The following is an 18,213-nucleotide window of genomic DNA, read 5'->3' as shown; positions in this document are numbered from 1 at the left end:
GGCAGTTTTTATCACTATTCAGCAATGCCGATTTAACCACTTATGGTTTAGCGGAAGGCTTGAGCGTTGCTTTAACTTGCACGTCGCGAACGCCTTTGATCTCTCTGGAAAGCTTATCAATCTTAGCCAGTTGATCTTGAGCAACCACCGTTCCAGAGACGGTAACCACGCCGTCTTTAGCGTCGATCGCTAACTGACTCGCAGGTAGGTTGGCTTCAAGCTTTGAGCTAACCTCGCTTTTAATTTGGGCATCGCTTCTGTTAGCACTGCCATCGTTGGTGGCGCTATTTCGCTGCTCGTTAGCCCGAATGTTAGAGTCAAGCTGTTTTCTGCGAGTCTCATTGGTGGCATCGGCTTGATTGGATTGGGCAGTAGATTTGTCTAAACTATCGCCAGCTTTAGCCGTAGTATCGGGTGCACTACTAGACGTTTTTGAAGCATCGCTACAAGCAACGCTGCCCAACATCAAGAGGCTGCTGAGTATCAGTAAAGTTATTTTGTTCATCGTTTTATTGCTTTTGAAACTAAACAATCCATTTGAAAAATGATGATCACTAGTAGGGGCACAGCAATGCCATGCCCTTATAGCAATCTGTCGCTTATCTAGATGCGATCGCGCCCTTCACGATTTTGAGTCGCATCCATATTGGGATGACCCTCTGTATCGACAGTGAGTTCTTCGCGACGCAGTGTTTCATTCACTTCGACGACTTCTCGATCGACCTCTTTGCGAAGGCTGACTTCTTCCCGCACAAAGGCTTCTTTGTGGACATCGGCAGTCTCTTCATAGACCTCAACTCGCATCGTCTCTCCGCCAAAATGGGCATCTTCAGGAGAGATGGTTGCACCTGCATCGGTTGGGGTGACTCGCTCAATCACCACCCGCTCTCGCTCGATCGGTACGGAAACTCGTGCTGTTTCAGTTTCGGTGTGTTTTCCGATCGAGACTTCGCCAGTTTTGACCCGATCTTTGTCCGCGATCAGCCGTTCTTCATAGAGCTTGACTGACTCTTGATCGGTCGTGTTGATCCGATCCTGGGCAACATCAGCCATCGGAGTCGCAACTCCTGCCCGCGTGTCGATGCGAGTGTCAGACTCGACAGCATCGGGAGCATCATAAATGCCCCAATTTTGAATGCCGCCTCGGTGAAGAACGGTTTCAGCACGAGCGATTTCAGCGTTATCGCCTTCGACCATCACCAAATATTCACCTCTAGAAACGCGATCGTTGTAGACTTTTGCCCGCTCTTCAGGAATGCCCAACCCGATCAGCGCACCACCTAACCCACCAGCTAACGCTCCGATCGCGCCGCCAGAAAGTGCTGTCACGAGAGCCGTTCCGGTCGCGCCTGCTAGCATAATAGGGCCAATACCAGGAATTGCCAGCAGACCTAAGCCCGTTAGCAAACCTGCAATTCCTCCCAAAACACCCCCAGTAGCCGCCCCTGCTTTTGCCCCTTCATCAGCTTTGTTGCCAATGCCACGACTGGTTTCTGCGCCGCTTAAATTGCCAGCGTCTCCGGCATCTTTAGCAACCACAGAAACGCGATCCATCGAAAATCCGCTAGCTCTTAAATCATGGAGCGCTTGCTCTGCCGCTTGGCGAGTCGGAAACGTTCCGACTGCTCGGTGATGAGTTCTTAAAACCATTTTTGTTCCTTCCTTATAAACTCAATGATGGAGTGACGATTGATACGGCCAACTACAATGTAAAAATTTTGGAATGCGATCGTCATTAGACTAGAGGAATAGCTGTAGGAATGCTAAATCTACGCTTGTAAATTGCACCCTTGGGTTCTGTAGAGACCTCTCTAAAAGTGCCTCTACAGAAAACCCGTAAAATCTTCAGCGTTAGACGTTAAACAACGCCTGTTCCTCGACCGCGCTGATCGCCTTCTTCGGTTAGATCGCCTTGACTGTTTTGATTGACTTCCTTCAGTTCTTCGGCACGAGCTGCTTTGTCTTGTTCAGCCTGTGCTCGTGCGTCACCTGGCTCTTCATAATACATTTCTGGCTCGACTGCGTAGTTGTTGAGCAGCCCTTCTTTATCAACCGTGTAGCCGTCAGTCGTGTGAATGCTTTGATTGTCGGTTTGATCGTCTGTAGAAGCGCTTGCCTCGCGTTCTTCGGTGGGGTGAGTCTTAAAGAGATTGCCTTCTCGCTCTCGACGCGCTGCTGTTTCGGCTGGAATAATATGAGCATCGTAGCTGTCTTCTTCAACGCGATCGGCGCTATCAGTCGTTACGTTTCTCTTTGGGTTGTTTTCTAAATTAGACATACTGTTAGTTCCTCATTAAAGCTAGTTTGTAACTTCGATGCCTAGATTACGGTTTTAGTAGTGTCAGTTACACTATCTTGAGGAATGGATTAATTCACAATACGTTCAGTTCCCTCTACCTTTAGAAATATCACTCTCCCGAATTCTGCCTCTCATAGGGCAATTACCGAATCATGTCAGGGCTTATCAATATTTCGTATAAATTACTTCTAACGGTAGGGGTAAACCTACTGACGTTTCCTGTAGATTTTGACAGTTGACTCGCTTCCTACTCAGTCTAAAAATATTTTTTGTATTAGGAACCTAGAATATGCGACTACAGGACGGTTTCAAGCTGATTAAAGACACTGCAACTGAATGGAATGAAGACAAGGTACCGCTTCTAGCCGCCGCACTCGCATACTATACGGTGTTCTCTCTAGCTCCTCTGTTGTTGATTGCGATCGCCATCGCTGGGTTCTTTTTTGGAGAAGAAGCAGCACGAGGGGAAATTATCGGACAGATTCAAGGCTTAGTGGGCAAAGAGGGTGCAGCAGCCATTCAAGCAATGATTCAGAATGCGAACCGACCGGGGTCAGGCAGCACGATCGCTACCATTACTGGAGTTGTCATTCTCTTATTTGGCGCTTCGGGTGTGTTTGGTCAACTGCAAGTTGCCCTCAACACTATTTGGGAGGTTAAGCCAAAGCCTGGAAACGGGATCAAAAGCTTTCTGCAATCTCGATTTTTGTCGTTTGCGATGGTGTTGGTGATTGGATTTTTATTGTTAGTCTCTTTAGTGTTATCGGCAGTTTTGGCAGCAATCTCAAGTTACTTTGGAAACTTAGTTCCAGGTTTTGTGATTGTGGGTCAGACTGTTAATTTTATTATTTCATTTGGCGTTATTACAGTTTTGATTGCATCGATTTACAAGTTTCTGCCAGACGTTGATATTCCCTGGAAAAATCTCTGGGTTGGCTCTGGTGTAACCGCATTATTATTTAACTTGGGTAAGTTTCTGCTGGGGCTTTATCTCGGCAACGGCAGTGTTGGTTCTGCTTATGGAGCGGCTGGATCGTTAGTCGTGTTGCTGATTTGGGTGTTTTATTCGGCTCAAATTTTGCTGTTTGGCGCAGAGTTCACACAGGTTTACTCTAAATATCGAGGGTTACCGATCGAGCCATCTAAGCACGCCGTCCGCGTTCCGAAGCAGTCAGACAACTCACCGGACAAGCCCTCTCACATCAAGCAATCCGCAATTAAAGCGCGTCGAACTCCCTACACGCAATATGCCCTTGGGTTACTCGGCTCTGTGATGACGATCGCAGGCATGCTGCGTAGAGAACCCCAGCGAAAACGGAGACGGGTTAGGTAGGTTACTACTCTAACTGAAATCTTGCAGCCTTCTGAGTCAGTCCGCTGACCCGCCCTGAACTGAAGTTCGAGCTAACGAGGGGAAAGTCTGTTGAAACGGACTGAAGAACTGGCGGGGACTCGCGTTTAGTCCGTTTTAACGGACTTGCTGCCATTAGCCCGAACTTTAGTTCAGGGTGGGAGAATGCCATGAACCACGGGTTCTCATCGTCTAGATGCCACAGGTGCAAGATCTAAGCTAAGTTTGCAGATGGAAGATAACGATCGCTATGGGTCAAATTAGCCGTGCAATAGCAGGGTTTTCGCGATCGATTACCCCAATTTGCAAATCAGCCCGTAAGATGGGTGTGCTGTTTGTCGATCCTAAACCTATCTACACTTCACCTTCACCCTTTAATCTATGTCAGATCTCTACGCCATGTTTACTCGCCTTAGACAAGCACTCGATCAAGTCGTAGTGGGGCAAACCACGATCGTGCAACAACTCACGATCGCGCTGCTGACGGGGGGACATGTCATCTTAGAAGGCGTACCGGGAACTGGCAAAACGCTGCTAGTGAAGGTGATGGCACGGTTGATCGAGGCAGATTTTCGACGGGTTCAACTCACGCCTGACATTCTGCCGTCTGATATTTTAGGGACGAACATTTTTGACCTCAACACACGTGACTTCACCCTTAAAAAGGGGCCGATTTTTACTCAAATCTTGTTGGCAGATGAGATCAATCGCACACCTCCTAAAACGCAATCTGCGCTACTAGAAGCGATGGAAGAACAGCAAGTCACGTTAGACGGTGAAAGTCTGCCGCTTTCAGAGTTGTTTTGGGTGATTGCAACGCAGAATTCTCTAGAGTTTGAGGGCACTTATCCCTTGCCAGAAGCGCAACTCGATCGCTTCTTGTTCAAACTGATCGTTCCCTACCCCGATGCTGCCGCCGAAAAGCGAATGCTGCTTAACAGTGAGGCAGGCTTTCGAGCAAAGCGATTAGATTTAGCAAAGCTCAAGCCTGTGGCAACCGTGCCGCAAATCCTGCAAGCTCGACAAGAAGTGAGCGCGATCGCGGTTCAAGAAGCGGTGTTGGATTATTTGTTAGGGGTGGTGCAAAAAACTCGGCAGCATCCTGATTTAGTGTTGGGAGCTTCACCACGCTCGGCAGTCAGTTGGCTTCAAGCCAGCAAAGCTCAAGCCTGGCTGTCAGGACGCAAATTTGTCACGCCTGACGATATCAAAGCGATTGCTCCACCGCTATTACGTCATCGGTTAATTCTTCGCCCCGAAGCTCAACTCGATGGGGTCAACGTCGATGCTGTGATTGCCTCTGTTCTGACTCAAGTTCCCGTTCCTAGATAGCGCCATGATTCCTGCTCGCCGGACTTACGGACTGTTAATTTTTGGAGTGGCGATCGCCGCCCTTATCGCAACAGTTTGGGATGCTCAGACTCGCGTGGCTGCATGGCTAACTGCGCTCCTGATTTGGAATGGGTTAATTCTCGGATTAGCAATTTGGGACAGTCGCCGCGTCAGCCGCGTTCGAGTTGAGCGGTCTGCACTATCGCGACTGTCAATCGGACGGGATAACGCAGTCAGCCTATCGGTTGAAACTGGGCAAGCCGCCGAGGTGCAAATTTATGACAATTATCCGATCGAGTTTGGGGTGTCGCAGATGCCTCTCGCAGCGAAGTTGCCCAGCAATAGTACACAAGACTTGCTTTACACGGTGCATCCGACCCTGCGCGGCGAATATCTGTGGGGCGCGATTCAGGTGCGGCAACTGAGTCCTTGGCGGTTGGGTTGGCACGATTGGAAGATTCCTCAAGTCCAAAAAGTTGCCGTGTATCCCGATCTGATTGGGTTACGATCGCTCTCGATTCGGCTGACTCTGCAATCGGCGGGTTCGATTCGACGCGCCAGACGGTTAGGCATCGGCACCGAGTTTGCCGAACTGCGCGACTATGGCATTGGTGACGATCCCCGCTTTATTGACTGGAAAGCGACGGCGCGACGCGGACAGCCTTTAGTGCGAGTGCTAGAACCAGAACAAGAGCAAACGTTGATTATTTTGCTCGATCGGGGTCGCTTGATGACCGCTAATGTCAAAGGACTGTCTCGATTCGATTGGGGCTTAAACGCAACGCTTTCACTCGCATTAGCAGGATTGCATCGCGGCGATCGGGTTGGGGTTGGCGTGTTCGATCGTCAACTTCACACCTGGATTCCGCCTGAGCGGGGTCAGTCACATCTAACGCATTTAATTGAGCGTCTGACTCCCATTCAGCCAGAGATTATAGAACCAGATTATTTAGGTGCAGTCACTGCGTTAGCCAATCAACAAACTCGCCGTGCGTTAGTTGTTCTCATTACCGATATCGTAGACATCACTGCATCGGCTGAATTGTTGGCAGCACTCGGACGGTTAACGCCTCGCTATTTACCGTTTTGTGTGACGCTGCGTGACCCACAAGTCGATCGACAAGCCAATGCTGTAACCGAAGATGTGCCGTCTACTTATGCTCGTGCAGTCGCTCTAGATTTGTTAGCTCAACGTCAAGTTGCATTTGCCGACCTGAAGCGAAAAGGCGTGTTAGTGCTCGATGCGCCTGCTAACCAAATCACAGAACAACTCGTCGATCGCTATCTGCAACTCAAAGCCAAAAATCAACTCTAAAGATTCGACGGTTCAAATCACTGGTTGAACAACGCTTCAGTTAAGTTTTTCACCGGGACGTTTCAGGCTGCAATACAGGATCAGCAAACTAAACAGTACGATTCCGACGATGTATTTGAGTAATTCGGGCACGGCTGGACTAGGTGAGAAAAAGCCCTCGATCGCACCTGCAATCACCAACATGGGCACAATTCCATAGACTAACTGCGCGGCTTGTAATCCATAAAATCTCAGCGCATCGGCACGACGAAACTTTCCGGGTAAAAGAATTCCTCTAGCAATTAACAACCCCGCAGCACCCGCTAGAAAAATGGCAGGAAGTTCTAAAGACCCGTGCGGAAACACAAACGCCCAGAATGGAAACGCCAGATTATTTTGACCGACTAAAGTCCCGATCGTGCCAATCATCAATCCATTAAAAAACAACAGCAGCACCGTCACAATTCCCAGTGTCATGCCGCCCGCGATCGCCCGAAACGAAACCGCCAAATTGTTGATCATAATTTGACTCGATGCGATCGGTTCAGTTCCTAAAATGGAACCCATCCAAAGTTTGTGATCGTCGCGCACCAGGCGAATCATTGATTCGGGCACAATCAGCGCCATAAACGACGGATCGCGCCAAGCAAACCACCAGCCAATCAAGCCGCCCAGCAAAAACAACCCGGTCGAGATCGCGATATAGACCCAAGTCTGCTGCACCACCGCCGGAAAGCCCCAGCGATAAAAGTCAAGCACCGATCGCCATTCTTGCCGTCGCGAACCCTGATAAACCTGACTATAGCCGCGCGCCGTCAACTGCTGTAAATCATGCACCAACGTGTTGCCGATCGCCGCCTGATGGGTTTTCGCTCGCGCCAGATCTGCCGAGACAGAGCGATATAAGCTGGCTAATTTTCTGATTTCATCAGTTTGCAGCGATCGCAGTCCCCGCTTTTCCATCTGAGTCAGCAATGCGTCTAACTGCTGCCAATCGGGTTCTCGTCTGGCAATCCAACGTTTAACATTCATAAAATTTTCGGACACTCGGTGTTAGGTCGCCTAAGATAGCGTCAACTCTATAGTCATCCTTTAGTAGGATGCCAATGGCAACTATTCATTATGTCAAATCTTAGCCCCGCCAGTCCGCTCGGCCCTCTCAGTGTTGGCAATGTTGTCAGCGCTGGTGTGCGAATTTATCGTTCTCATCTTCAGCAGTATCTTACGCTATCGCTGAGAGCCGCTCTGTGGAGTATTGTTCCGGTCTACGGGTGGGCAAAGTCTACTGAAATTGCGGGCGCGATCGCTCGGCTTGCCTACAGTGAGCTGGTTGACCAACCCGAAACCGTAACCGATGCCCGCAGACACACTAGCCCTCGCCTCTGGCAATTTTTTGTCACCAGCCTGTTAGTGAGTCTGATTTTTGTCGGCTTGTTTTTCGGATTTGGCATCGGATTTTCGATCATCGTTGGCGTTGGTGCGGTTGCTGCGTCTACGAGTCCACCTTTGGCACCGCTATCTGTGATTTTAGGCATTGTCGCCTTCATTGCATCAATCATTATCCTGATTCGATTTGGTTCTCGGCTGTTCATTTATGATCTCCCGATGGCGATCGAAGACAACATCGACAGCACCACGTCGATCAGCCGCAGTTGGAGCCTGACGAAGGGAGCCGTTGGGCGACTTCAATGGATTCTTGTGGTCGCATTTTTGATCACGCTGCTGGTTTATTTGCCTGCGATCGCGCTCTCTGGCACCGTCTCTTTCCTATCGATCAATGATCCATCGTCTGGTGTGCTGCTTCTGATTCAATTAGTTGATCTGGTCGTCAGAATTTTGCTGACTGCGTTAGTTATGCCCTATTGGCAGGTGATCAAAGCCGTCGTTTATTATGATTTGCGCGCTCGTCGAGAAGGGTTAGGCTTACAGTTACGCGATCGTTAATCTCATCACCTATGCGCTTTTTCAATAAAATCAAAGTTCAAACGCCTGAAAGCGTCGAGCTAGAATTTACGCTGGCAGGAATTGGTAATCGCGCGTTGGCGCTGCTGGTTGATTATGTCATTTGGGGATGCATTCTATTTGTGTTCTTAGTGGTGTGGGGCATTCTAGCGAGTCAACTGCCTAGATACATCCAGTCTAAAAACTTAGAACTTTGGCTGACGGCAATTTCGATGGTGATCGCCTTTGCGATGTATGTAGGCTATTTCGTATTCTTTGAAACGCTCTGGCAAGGGCAAACTCCCGGCAAGCGCTATGCTAAAGTTCGGGTGATTCGAGAAGATGGACAACCTGCTGGACTTTCACAAGCCCTGTTGCGATCGCTGCTGCGCCCAATCGATGACTTTCTCTCGATCGGGATGTTGTTGATCATTTTGGGCAAACGAGAAAAGCGCTTAGGTGATTGGGTTGCCGGAACGCTTGTCGTTCAAAATGATCGCCCTATAGTGGCTGCAACATTTCAAACATCACAGCAGGCAACGCCTTTAGCAACCGAGCTTTTAGCCACGGCTGAAATCAGTCAGCTACTGCCCGATGATTTTGCGGTGATTCGAGAATATTTGCAGCGCCGATCGCTGATGGAAACAAAAGCTCGATCAGAGTTAAGTTTGCAGTTAGCGCGTCAGACAAGACAGATAATCGGGCTACAAGATTTACCGTTTCAAATGACTCCAGATCTATTTTTAGAAGCGGTATATCTGGCTTATCAACAACAATAAACCTCTTCTGTTTTTAGCCCTTCTATTCGGATTGGGGTTTGTGATGTTGATGCCAATGTTTAGCAATATCAATTCGACGACAAAGCCATACTCGATCGTGTTGCTGCACATAATCAAGAAACCGTGACAAAGCGGCTGCCCGTCCGGGTCGCCCTACCAATCGGCAATGCAATCCTACACTCATCATTTTGGGTGCAGTTTCGCCTTCTGCATACAGCACATCAAAGGCATCACGCAAGTAGGCAAAAAACTGATCCCCAGAGTTAAACCCTTGATTAGTCGCAAACCTCATATCGTTATTGTCTAGCGTGTAGGGAATCACTAAATGAGGTTTGCCATAGTCATGAACCCAGTAAGGTAAATCATCTGAATAACTATCAGAATCGTAGAGAAATCCACCTTCTTCGACAATTAACTTACGACTTATGGGGCTAGTGCGCCCAATATAACAACCTAACGGACGATCGCCCGTTACCCGCGTGTGAACCTCGATCGCTTGGTGCAAATGCGCTCGTTCTGCGTCTTCTCCAAAATATTTATAGTCAATCCAGCGATAGCCATGACTGGCAATTTCCCAGTTCGCTTCCAGCATGGCAGCTACCGCATCAGGATTGCGCTCTAACGCCATTGCCACGCCATACACAGTCACCGGAATTCCTCGTTGAGTAAACAATCGGTGCAAGCGCCAAAAGCCCGATCGACTGCCATACTCATAGCAAGATTCCATATTCATGTGGCGCAGCCCATTGAGCGGAACGGCTCCCACAATTTCTGAAAGAAACGTCTCAGACGATTGATCACCGTGCAAAATGCAGGTTTCGCCGCCCTCTTCGTAGTTGATCACAAACTGCACCGCCACCCGCGCCTGATTTTCCCAGTTTGGTTCAGGAGTCGTGCGCCCATACCCAATCAGGTCTCGTGGATAGTTTATTGGCATCAGTCGCTGTTGTTGAATGAATAGAGGTTTGCTTTCAACCCTATGCAGACGGTGTTCTCGGCTGAATCGGAATCTGCGCGGCTTTGAGCGCCCAACTCAACTATACGGTCTTCTGCAACGCTGCGATCGCCCTTGATCGGGCTAGGCGATCGCAGCTTCACCACCGGAATTCGATCTGCCTCAATGGGCACAGAGCGACAGGTCTTAGAGGTTTTGACCAAGAGTTTAGGGTGCCAGGTCAGCTTAAACACGGTTCGCAGCAAGCGACGTAAAACTCTGCGGAGGGCAAAAGGCAATTGTGTGGTGCTAGAAAGGGTTGCGTAGAAAGCTCCCATACGATGAACAGTGGCGTTAATTAAGTGGCGATCGTAACACTCAGCCCAAAACGTATGGGCAGCAGCACGATCCCCGCAATAAGACCAATAATCGGTGTAGAAGAAATATAGCCCTCCTAACATTGCACGACGTTCAGAGGTGAGCAGTCCTTTTTCTTTAAGCGTTGCGATCGTGACCTCAAAAAAATGAGAATGAGAGGTGAGCCGAGAGGTTGAGAGCGCACTCTTGCTGAGTCGATCATCGTGCAACACGCGCCAAAAACAATCTGGGTAGTCAAAACGACGATAGTTTAAGCCCTGCGCCACTGCTCGAAAATGCAGTTCGATGTCTTGAAACACCCGCAAATCTTCGTCCCACAGCCCTAATTTGATCAACGACTCACGTCGCCAAGTCGGGCACATGGTTTGCCAGGGCGCATCAAAATCAAGGAAGCGATCGAGGTCGTTTACATCACTTTCGATATTGAGCAACACCTTCATGTCATTCGTCTGCTGCTTAAAGAGAATGCAGGGAAACACGCCAAAATCAAGATCGGGATGTGCCTCCATGCACTCAAAGCGCTTTTCTAAAGCCGTGACTGCCAAATAATCATCAGAATCTAGATAAATAATATATTTGCCTTTGGCAAGCTGAGTTCCCAAATTGCGGCACACGGGGGCACCTGCTTTTCCCTCTGTGCGGCGGATATAGTGAATGCGAGGGTCAAGCTTGATGATCTGCGAGACGCGATCGCAAGTGTCATCAGTCGAGCCGTCGTCAACGACCCAAGCCTCCCAGTCATCAAAGGTTTGACTCTGAAGAGAACTCAACGTGGACTGGAGAAACTCGCCTCGATTGAGCGTGGGAATAACGATAGAAATTGCAGGCAAATCCATGAAACTCTCTTTGGCTGAACAGCAACGACGGAACTGAAGTTTGCGTGAGTAGAGGTCAGACAACCGAAAATCGGGCTAGAGATGAACTTAAAATCTAGTCAAAACTTTGCATTTGGCAGATTCACACGAGGGTTGATCGAGTGGCACGGAGTAAGTAAACGACCGATCATTTTAGCGCAACCTCCTGATAACTCTCTGGTTTAGCAATTTGCCCTGAGTCGAGTTGATAATGGACAGTAATGTGAATTGTCTTACTCTAGCCTGAGGTTTGTGCAGAATCGCTGATTAAACTTCTTTCATTAACTAAAGCGATCGTTGCTTCATCAAACATTAAAACTTCTCGACCATAATAAAGGAGTCTTGCGCTACTTAATGCCCTGATTTTGTTTGCCGATAAGCAGATGCGTCGCTCTCTGATAACCGCATAAATTCTCTCTGAAAATTGTTCGTCTAAATCCGCTCTGTTGCCCAGTTTTGGTAGATCTCTATACAAAGAATAGAGCGCATTTTTAGATGACATCGGACGACAAAGTGTCTTAAATCTTCTGTTCATAAGAGTAGAAATAAAACCTTCTAAAGGAATACGATTTCCCGTTTCCTTTACCGAATCTTTATATTGAAGATTGCGTTTATTAGATGTTTTTGTATTTAATCTGACTTAGTTAATTCATCTCGAAGCAGATAATTGGTCCCAAAGCAGAACTACATTAGACCCTGGCCTAATAACGATCGCACTTATGTCAGTCCTTTTTTGTATAAAAAGCTACGGGTTAATACTGAGTTAGAGAGTTATTACGGAGGGAAAGAGGCATTCCCCAGGCAAAAATATGTTTTTTCAGTAAAGACTCCGTAGAAATATTGGCTTTATTTACCTCGGTTTGCTAATTAAGTAATACAGCACGAGCTGGTCTAAAAAAATTCAGTGCTAATTCAGTGCTGGTTTTATGTTTGGCTGTTGGAACCTCCCTAGATTCCCCACAAACAGTTTTGTTTAAGATTGCATCTTCACCACAAACAAGTATCTCAGATGACAGATTCTACGGTTCGTATAAATACTGGCATTCCTGTTTACAACAGCGAAGGCTATCTAGAAACAGCCCTAAATTTAGTTTTTTTGGCTCAGCCTTTCAGCCCTTTTGAAGGCGTTATTTTTGACAACACTTTGACCGATCGTCCCACGAGACTGTGGGCGGGAAGATCGCACGTTCCCGTCATAGCTCAATCGCGGCTGCGAAGTTCGTGACGATCGAGTACCCAGTGTCCCCTTAAATGACCACCCTCGCTGCTTCGATCTAGTTAGAAGTAGCGCTCGTAGCACAGCACCCGGTTGTCTAAAAATAGTATGATCACGACCGCGTTGATCTTGACCGCTTCACCCTGGAGCCAGGTCAAACTTTAAAGCCCAAGAAGAAACTCTTTAAGGAACCTTATGAAAGTCGCAATTTTGGCTGGCGGACTCGGTTCACGTTTGGCTGAAGAAACCGAAGCTAAACCCAAACCGATGGTCGAGATCGGCGGTCGCCCGATTCTCTGGCACATCATGATGCACTATTCCACCTACGGCTTTAAAGACTTTTCGATCGCGCTGGGCTACAAAGCCGAAGTGATCAAAAAATACATGGTCGATTATTGTTCGCTCAACAGTAACTTGACTGTCAACTTAAAGTCTGGCGAGATCGAAACGCACGGGGGCTATAGACCCGACTGGATGATTGATCTAGTGGATACAGGTCTCAAAACCCAAACTGGTGGACGCATCAAGCGCCTTGCACCTTATGTGGGCAACGAGACGTTTATGCTCACCTGGGGCGATGGCGTGTCAGATGTCAACCTCGATGATCTGTTGGCGTTTCACCGATCGCACGGCAAACTTGCCACCCTCACTGCCGTTCGCCCCCCGGCTCGGTTTGGGCATCTGCAACTCGAAGACGACCAGATTACAGAGTTTTCTGAGAAACCCCAAATCGGCGAAGGCTGGATTAACGGCGCGTTTTTTGTCTTAGAGCCAGAAATCTTCGACTATATTGACGGTGACATGACCCACTGGGAAAAAGAACCGCTAGAGCGCCTCGCTAGAGACGGGCAACTGATGGCATACAAGCACAATTCCTTCTGGCAGTGCATGGACACCATCCGTGAGAAAAAACTTTTGGAAAGCCTCTGGGAAAGTGGCAAAGCACCTTGGAAAATTTGGGAGGATCAACAAAATGCGAGTCTTACTAACGGGGCACAGAGGCTACATCGGAACAGTCATGACACCCATGCTGCTAGCAGCCGGACATGAGGTTGTTGGCATCGACACAGACCTCTATCAGCGCTGCACATTTGGCGACGGGTTTCCTACCATTCCTACGATTCAGAAAGACATTCGAGATGTCGTCGCCGCCGATATCAATGGATTTGAGGCAATTTTGCACCTGGCAGGTCTGTCTAACGACCCACTAGGAGACTTAAACCCTAGCTTGACGTTTGACATCAATTACAAAGCATCGGTGCGCTTGGCAGAATTGGCTAAACAAGTCGGCGTTGAGCGATTTATCTTCTCGTCGTCGTGCAGCAATTACGGTGCTGCTGGAGATGCGCCCGTTAATGAAACTTCAGAGTTCAATCCGGTGACTCCTTACGGGTCTTCTAAAGCGATGACTGAGATGGATGTCACCAAGATGGCGGATGACAGTTTTAGCCCTACGTTCCTCCGAAGTGCGACGGCTTATGGCGTGTCTCCTCGGCTGCGATTTGATTTGGTGTTAAATAATTTGGTTGCGTGGGCGATCACGACAGGCAAAGTTCACATTAAGAGTGACGGCACCCCTTGGCGACCGATCGTGCACATTGAAGACATTTCTCGCGCGTTTTTGGCAGTGCTGCACGCGCCTCGTGCATTGATTCACAATGAGTCGTTTAACGTGGGACGCACCCAAGAAAATTATCGCATTAGCGAGATTGCAGACATTGTGAAGGCAACGGTTCCCGGCTGCGAAATTGAGTATGCCGAAGATGCGGGCCCCGATCTGCGATGCTATCGCGTTGACTGCGAGAAAATTGCTAAAACGCTGCCAGAATTTCAGCCCCAATGGACGGCTAAAAAAGGAGCCGAAGAACTCTATAACACCTACAAGAAAGTTGGACTAACGCTAGATGAGTTTGAAGGTGAACGCTATAAGCGAATTGCTCACATCAAATATTTGATCAGCGATGGATTGCTCGATCAAAACCTACGTTGGCAGCAAGCTGTGCTAACTCCTCTGGTGGTCTAAGCGCGGCAACTGGACAGAATGTAGCTTAACGTGAGTTCGACCACTTCGTTGCCAGTCCATCGCGCCCCCTAAATCCCCCATTCTGGGGGACTTTGAAATTTCCCAGAATGAGGGTTGGAGGGCAGTTTGCTAGAGCGCATCGAACTCACGTTATTAGAAAAGAGTAAACAAGAGACTTAAGCCCCTTGTTTTGAGAAGATGTTCCGCAGTGCAAATTGATGCAGTCGATCGAGTTCAAGTTTTAGGAGATTTCATATATGGGCACTTCCAAAACAGCGTGTCGGTCTTGTGGCAATCCAGAGTTAGAAATCATTATCGATTTTGGGCACACTCCCTTAGCAGATGCTCTCGTGACTGAGGCGCAGTTAGGGCAACCAGAGATAACGGCTCCGCTTGATTTAGCCGTTTGCCCCAACTGTTCGCTGGCACAGATTACCGAAGTGGTGCCGCCAGAGATTTTGTTTTGTCGAGACTATCCCTACTTTTCGTCGGTGTCTGCTGCGCTGTTAGAGCATTTTGGGGGCAGTGCCCGATCGCTGATCCAGTCTCGCAATCTCGATGCTAATAGTCTGGTAATCGAAGCGGCGAGCAACGATGGCTATATGCTCAAAAACTTCGTTGAGGCAGGCATTCCAGTTTTGGGCATTGACCCGGCTGAAGGCCCTGCAAAGGCGGCTTTAGAGGCAGGAGTGCCAACACTAAACACATTCTTTGGCATTGAGTTGGCGAAGCAACTCCGAGCTGAAGGCAAAGCGGCAGACGTGTTTCTTGCCAACAATGTGTTGGCACACGTCCCTGATCTCAATGGTTTTGTCGAAGGCATCGGCATCTTGCTCAAAGAGACAGGCGTTGCCGTGATTGAAGCCCCCTATGTGGTCGATCTGGTCGATCACGGTGAATTTGACACCATTTATCACCAACACCTCTGCTACTTCTCGATCACTGCATTAGATCGGCTATTTCGTCGTCACGGACTGTATCTCAACGATGTCAAGCGCACAACAATTCATGGCGGTTCTCTGAGGTTATTTGTTGAGCCTGTTGAAGCCGTGCGCGATTCGGTGAAGATTCTGCTTGAAGAGGAGCAAAATCGTAAGGTCGATCGGCTTGACTATTATCAAGATTTTGCCGATCGAGTGAATACTATCAAGCACGATTTGCTAGCAATTCTGCACGATCTAAAACGGCAGGGCAAGCGCATCGCTGCTTATGGGGCTGCTGCCAAAGCTACCACGCTATTGAGCTATGTGGGCATCGATCGTCAACTGGTCGATTATGTGGTTGACCTCAATGTGTTCAAACAAGGTCGCTATATGGGCGGCAATCATCTGCCGATCTTTGCACCTGCCAAACTGTTAGAAGACCAGCCCGACTATGTTCTGATTTTGGCGTGGAACTTCTCAGAAGAAATTATGCGCCAGCAATCAGCCTATCGTCAGCAGGGTGGGCAATTTATCGTCCCGATTCCGACTCCTAAAATCGTCTAAGGGTCGTGGATTAGAGAATATCGGTTACTTGCAACGTCAATGGGCACGGCAATGCCATGCCCCTACATCTGACTCCATTGTTGATTTAGACCTACCCGGAAAGGAAGCTTTTCATCATGCACACCGTTTATTTTGATTCTCCAGTTAGTGATGCCGTGAGACGGGAACGCCTCTATAGCGGACAGTTGTTTGTATTCTCACCTCGCCCTAGCACGTTGGCACTGCGCCAGCTTGCCCGCGACATGATCGAAGAGGCATTTGCGCCCCTCGACCCAAAAACCGCGCAATATCAGATGTCGGTTGAAGAATATGTCGCGATCGTCGCTCCTCTAAAGCCCCAGTTTATCCACCATCCTCAAACCAAGCATCTGATTCGAGACATTTTAGAAGACCTGTCCTGTGATTTAGAAAAGACTTATCTCGACGTACCCCGCCTGAGAATGGTCACGTCTGACGGCTATCTCACGAGTGGCGTAGGCTATGCACATCATCCCCATCGTGACACCTGGTATTCTGCCCCGATGTGTCAGCTAAACTGGTGGCTGCCCATCTACGACATCGAAACAGAATGCTCAATGGCGTTTCACCCTCGCTATTGGAGTCAGCCTGTGCAGAATGAGTCAAGCAGTTTTAACTACTATGAGTGGAACAAAAATGGGCGCAAAAACGCCGCCACTCAAATCAAGGCTGATACACGAAAGCAACCTCACGCGACTGAAACGATCGAGCTAGATCCCCAAGTGCGGGTCGTCTGCCCTCCAGGAGGGATTGTGCTGTTCTCTGGCGCACAAATGCACTCAACCGTTCCCAACACGTCTGGGGTGAGCCGCTATAGCATCGACTTTAGAACGGTTCATTTAGATGAAGTCGTGTCAAAGTCCGGTGCGCCAAACATCGACTCTGCCTCGACGGGCACCTCGCTTAGAGACTTCATGCGCGGCAATGATCTGTCTCGTCTACCCGAAGAAATTGTGGCTCTCTACGACGAGACAACTGTTGACGAAGGTCTGATTTTCCAGCCAGAATTGATCCCGACTCGATAAAAGCCATTTGAATTGTTCGTATCATCTACCCTCTTTAATTCAGGACACCCGATGAATCAACCATCAGTCATTAAACAATCGAGTCTTACAGGAACCCGCACGATCGCGCATTCCTGCCCTAGCTGCGGACATCCAGAACTCTCTGTTTTTTATGAAGTGCGGAACGTTCCGGTTCACAGTTGTCTGATGATGCCGACTCAACAAGAAGCGATCGACTTTCCTTGCGGAGATGTGGTTTTGGGCTTTTGTCCTGAGTGCGGCTTCATTACCAACGTGGAGTTTGATGCCAACAATTCTGATTACTCGCCGATTTATGAAGATCAGCAGAGCTTTTCACCGACCTTCAACTCGTTTGCTTACAAGCTGGCAAGTCGCCTGATCGACAAGTTTGATCTGCACGATAAAAACGTGGTTGAAATCGGCTGTAGCAAGGGAGATTTTCTGATTTTGCTGTGCGAATTGGGCAACAATCGCGGGTTGGGCATTGACCCTAGCGCCATCGTCGGACGCGTGCAGAGTGAAGCGGCCGATCGCGTCAGCTTTATTCAAGATTACTACTCAGAAAAGTATGCCGATCGCGTCGGTGATTTTATTTGCTGTCGTCACACCCTTGAGCATATTCACCAAACGGCTGAGTTGGTTCGCACCGTGCGGAGATCGATTGGCGATCGCCTCGATACAACGGTCTTCTTTGAAATTCCCGATATGGGACGAGTGCTGACTGAGCAAGCCTTTGAAGATATCTACTACGAACACTGTTCTTACTTTACGCCGGGGTCTTTGGCGCGGCTGTTCCGCAATTCTGGGTTTGAAGTCGATGATTTATATCTCGACTATGGCGATCAATATCTGATGATCGAAGCCCGTCCGGTGGCGACTCCTTCAACCAAGATTCACCCTGCCGAAGAGAGTTTAGAGCAACTCGTCAGGGATGTCGAAACGTTTACCGCAAATATTGGCAACAAACTCGCTCATTGGACACAACATTTACAAGAGATGCGATCGCAAGGTAAACGCGTTGCAGTCTGGGGATCTGGATCGAAATGTGTCGCATTCCTAACAACTTTAGGAACAAAAGATCTCATTGACTGTGTGGTAGACATTAATCCTCACCGTCACGGTCGATTTATTCCGGGCATTGGTCAAGAAATCAAATCTCCAGAATCACTAAAAGATTACCAACCCGATCAGGTAATTGTCATGAACGCAATTTACTGTGATGAAATTCAGCAAATGCTAGAGAAAATGGGCGTTACTACAGAAGTAACGGCTATTTAAGTCG

18 protein-coding genes are annotated in these 18,213 nt (G+C 48.6%); 11 read left to right on the top strand and 7 right to left on the bottom strand.

What is annotated here, in order from left to right; all coding sequences use genetic code 11:
• Positions 1–40 precede the first annotated feature (40 nt).
• The 3 genes from C7B65_RS05545 to C7B65_RS05535 form a co-directional block, all read right to left on the bottom strand.
• Positions 41–505 (bottom strand): BON domain-containing protein, encoded by a 465-nt coding sequence (locus C7B65_RS05545; RefSeq protein WP_073070591.1) that lies wholly within the window; start codon positions 503–505, stop codon positions 41–43.
• A 98-nt stretch (positions 506–603) separates the two neighbouring features.
• Positions 604–1,650: a YsnF/AvaK domain-containing protein gene (locus C7B65_RS05540; RefSeq protein WP_073070590.1), complete on the bottom strand. Its 1,047-nt coding sequence runs from the start codon at positions 1,648–1,650 to the stop codon at positions 604–606.
• A 208-nt stretch (positions 1,651–1,858) separates the two neighbouring features.
• Complete coding sequence (locus C7B65_RS05535; protein ID WP_073070589.1) at positions 1,859–2,278, bottom strand: hypothetical protein; 420 nt, start codon at positions 2,276–2,278, stop codon at positions 1,859–1,861.
• A 310-nt stretch (positions 2,279–2,588) separates the two neighbouring features.
• On the opposite strand from C7B65_RS05535, the gene C7B65_RS05530 reads away from it, so the two are divergent.
• The 3 genes from C7B65_RS05530 (at position 2,589) to C7B65_RS05520 (ending at position 6,297) form a co-directional block, all read left to right on the top strand.
• Positions 2,589–3,632 (top strand): YihY/virulence factor BrkB family protein, encoded by a 1,044-nt coding sequence (locus C7B65_RS05530; RefSeq protein ID WP_073070588.1) that lies wholly within the window; start codon positions 2,589–2,591, stop codon positions 3,630–3,632.
• Positions 3,633–4,031: 399 nt separating this feature from the next.
• A complete protein-coding gene (locus C7B65_RS05525; protein WP_073070587.1) occupies positions 4,032–4,982 on the top strand; it encodes an AAA family ATPase in 951 nt (316 codons plus the stop codon).
• A 4-nt stretch (positions 4,983–4,986) separates the two neighbouring features.
• Positions 4,987–6,297 carry a DUF58 domain-containing protein gene (locus tag C7B65_RS05520; RefSeq protein WP_073070586.1) on the top strand — a complete coding sequence of 437 codons (1,311 nt, stop codon included), beginning with the start codon at positions 4,987–4,989 and terminating at the stop codon, positions 6,295–6,297.
• Positions 6,298–6,333: 36 nt separating this feature from the next.
• On the opposite strand, the gene C7B65_RS05515 is transcribed toward C7B65_RS05520, so the two are convergent.
• Positions 6,334–7,308, bottom strand: coding sequence for a stage II sporulation protein M (locus tag C7B65_RS05515; RefSeq protein ID WP_073070585.1), 975 nt, complete (start codon positions 7,306–7,308; stop codon positions 6,334–6,336).
• 90 nt (positions 7,309–7,398) lie between these two features.
• Here C7B65_RS05515 and C7B65_RS05510 point away from each other — a divergent pair, with 90 nt between their 5' ends.
• Entirely contained in the window at positions 7,399–8,220 is an 822-nt protein-coding gene (locus C7B65_RS05510) for a DUF7847 domain-containing protein (protein ID WP_073070584.1), read from the top strand.
• Positions 8,221–8,231: 11 nt separating this feature from the next.
• Entirely contained in the window at positions 8,232–8,996 is a 765-nt protein-coding gene (locus tag C7B65_RS05505; RefSeq protein WP_073070583.1) for an RDD family protein, read from the top strand.
• A 22-nt stretch (positions 8,997–9,018) separates the two neighbouring features.
• Here C7B65_RS05505 and puuE read toward each other — a convergent pair whose 3' ends face one another.
• The 3 genes from puuE to C7B65_RS05490 all read right to left on the bottom strand — a co-directional run bounded on the left by puuE (position 9,019) and on the right by C7B65_RS05490 (position 11,664).
• Positions 9,019–9,933, bottom strand: a complete 915-nt coding sequence (gene puuE / locus C7B65_RS05500) for an allantoinase PuuE (protein ID WP_073070582.1) — start codon at positions 9,931–9,933, stop codon at positions 9,019–9,021.
• Positions 9,933–11,144 carry a glycosyltransferase family 2 protein gene (locus C7B65_RS05495; protein WP_073070581.1) on the bottom strand — a complete coding sequence of 404 codons (1,212 nt, stop codon included), beginning with the start codon at positions 11,142–11,144 and terminating at the stop codon, positions 9,933–9,935. The genes puuE and C7B65_RS05495 overlap by 1 nt, the downstream gene beginning before the upstream one ends.
• 256 nt (positions 11,145–11,400) lie before the next feature.
• Complete coding sequence (locus C7B65_RS05490; RefSeq protein WP_073070580.1) at positions 11,401–11,664, bottom strand: hypothetical protein; 264 nt, start codon at positions 11,662–11,664, stop codon at positions 11,401–11,403.
• A 507-nt stretch (positions 11,665–12,171) separates the two neighbouring features.
• On the opposite strand from C7B65_RS05490, the gene C7B65_RS05485 reads away from it, so the two are divergent.
• From C7B65_RS05485 to C7B65_RS05460, 6 genes are all read left to right on the top strand, one after another.
• Positions 12,172–12,387: a glycosyltransferase family protein gene (locus C7B65_RS05485; RefSeq protein ID WP_073070579.1), complete on the top strand. Its 216-nt coding sequence runs from the start codon at positions 12,172–12,174 to the stop codon at positions 12,385–12,387.
• A gap of 186 nt (positions 12,388–12,573) precedes the next feature.
• A complete protein-coding gene (gene rfbF / locus C7B65_RS05480) occupies positions 12,574–13,428 on the top strand; it encodes a glucose-1-phosphate cytidylyltransferase (RefSeq protein WP_073070578.1) in 855 nt (284 codons plus the stop codon).
• Positions 13,352–14,401 (top strand): NAD-dependent epimerase/dehydratase family protein, encoded by a 1,050-nt coding sequence (locus C7B65_RS05475; RefSeq protein ID WP_073070577.1) that lies wholly within the window; start codon positions 13,352–13,354, stop codon positions 14,399–14,401. The genes rfbF and C7B65_RS05475 overlap by 77 nt, the downstream gene beginning before the upstream one ends.
• A 257-nt stretch (positions 14,402–14,658) precedes the next feature.
• Positions 14,659–15,888 (top strand): class I SAM-dependent methyltransferase, encoded by a 1,230-nt coding sequence (locus tag C7B65_RS05470; protein WP_073070576.1) that lies wholly within the window; start codon positions 14,659–14,661, stop codon positions 15,886–15,888.
• Positions 15,889–16,004: 116 nt separating this feature from the next.
• Positions 16,005–16,931 (top strand): phytanoyl-CoA dioxygenase family protein, encoded by a 927-nt coding sequence (locus C7B65_RS05465; RefSeq protein WP_073070575.1) that lies wholly within the window; start codon positions 16,005–16,007, stop codon positions 16,929–16,931.
• Positions 16,932–16,982: 51 nt separating this feature from the next.
• Positions 16,983–18,209, top strand: coding sequence for a class I SAM-dependent methyltransferase (locus C7B65_RS05460; protein ID WP_073070574.1), 1,227 nt, complete (start codon positions 16,983–16,985; stop codon positions 18,207–18,209).
• The last annotated feature ends 4 nt before the right edge of the window (positions 18,210–18,213 follow it).

The sequence above is a fragment of the Phormidesmis priestleyi ULC007 genome (genome assembly GCF_003003695.1).
GTDB lineage: Bacteria > Cyanobacteriota > Cyanobacteriia > Leptolyngbyales > Leptolyngbyaceae > Phormidesmis_A > Phormidesmis_A priestleyi_A.
Note: the sequence above shows the minus strand (reverse complement) of the source record. Positions and strands in the feature narration are given on the sequence as shown.

Bases quoted from the DNA above. Each gene is read 5' to 3' on its own strand.
- C7B65_RS05545 (WP_073070591.1), bottom strand. From the start codon at position 505: ATGAACAAAATAACTTTACTGATACTCAGCAGCCTCTTGATGTTGGGC.
- C7B65_RS05540 (WP_073070590.1), bottom strand. From the start codon at position 1,650: ATGGTTTTAAGAACTCATCACCGAGCAGTCGGAACGTTTCCGACTCGC.
- C7B65_RS05535 (WP_073070589.1), bottom strand. From the start codon at position 2,278: ATGTCTAATTTAGAAAACAACCCAAAGAGAAACGTAACGACTGATAGC.
- C7B65_RS05530 (WP_073070588.1), top strand. From the start codon at position 2,589: ATGCGACTACAGGACGGTTTCAAGCTGATTAAAGACACTGCAACTGAA.
- C7B65_RS05525 (WP_073070587.1), top strand. From the start codon at position 4,032: ATGTCAGATCTCTACGCCATGTTTACTCGCCTTAGACAAGCACTCGAT.
- C7B65_RS05520 (WP_073070586.1), top strand. From the start codon at position 4,987: ATGATTCCTGCTCGCCGGACTTACGGACTGTTAATTTTTGGAGTGGCG.
- C7B65_RS05515 (WP_073070585.1), bottom strand. From the start codon at position 7,308: ATGAATGTTAAACGTTGGATTGCCAGACGAGAACCCGATTGGCAGCAG.
- C7B65_RS05510 (WP_073070584.1), top strand. From the start codon at position 7,399: ATGTCAAATCTTAGCCCCGCCAGTCCGCTCGGCCCTCTCAGTGTTGGC.
- C7B65_RS05505 (WP_073070583.1), top strand. From the start codon at position 8,232: ATGCGCTTTTTCAATAAAATCAAAGTTCAAACGCCTGAAAGCGTCGAG.
- puuE (WP_073070582.1), bottom strand. From the start codon at position 9,933: ATGCCAATAAACTATCCACGAGACCTGATTGGGTATGGGCGCACGACT.
- C7B65_RS05495 (WP_073070581.1), bottom strand. From the start codon at position 11,144: ATGGATTTGCCTGCAATTTCTATCGTTATTCCCACGCTCAATCGAGGC.
- C7B65_RS05490 (WP_073070580.1), bottom strand. From the start codon at position 11,664: ATGTCATCTAAAAATGCGCTCTATTCTTTGTATAGAGATCTACCAAAA.
- C7B65_RS05485 (WP_073070579.1), top strand. From the start codon at position 12,172: ATGACAGATTCTACGGTTCGTATAAATACTGGCATTCCTGTTTACAAC.
- rfbF (WP_073070578.1), top strand. From the start codon at position 12,574: ATGAAAGTCGCAATTTTGGCTGGCGGACTCGGTTCACGTTTGGCTGAA.
- C7B65_RS05475 (WP_073070577.1), top strand. From the start codon at position 13,352: ATGCGAGTCTTACTAACGGGGCACAGAGGCTACATCGGAACAGTCATG.
- C7B65_RS05470 (WP_073070576.1), top strand. From the start codon at position 14,659: ATGGGCACTTCCAAAACAGCGTGTCGGTCTTGTGGCAATCCAGAGTTA.
- C7B65_RS05465 (WP_073070575.1), top strand. From the start codon at position 16,005: ATGCACACCGTTTATTTTGATTCTCCAGTTAGTGATGCCGTGAGACGG.
- C7B65_RS05460 (WP_073070574.1), top strand. From the start codon at position 16,983: ATGAATCAACCATCAGTCATTAAACAATCGAGTCTTACAGGAACCCGC.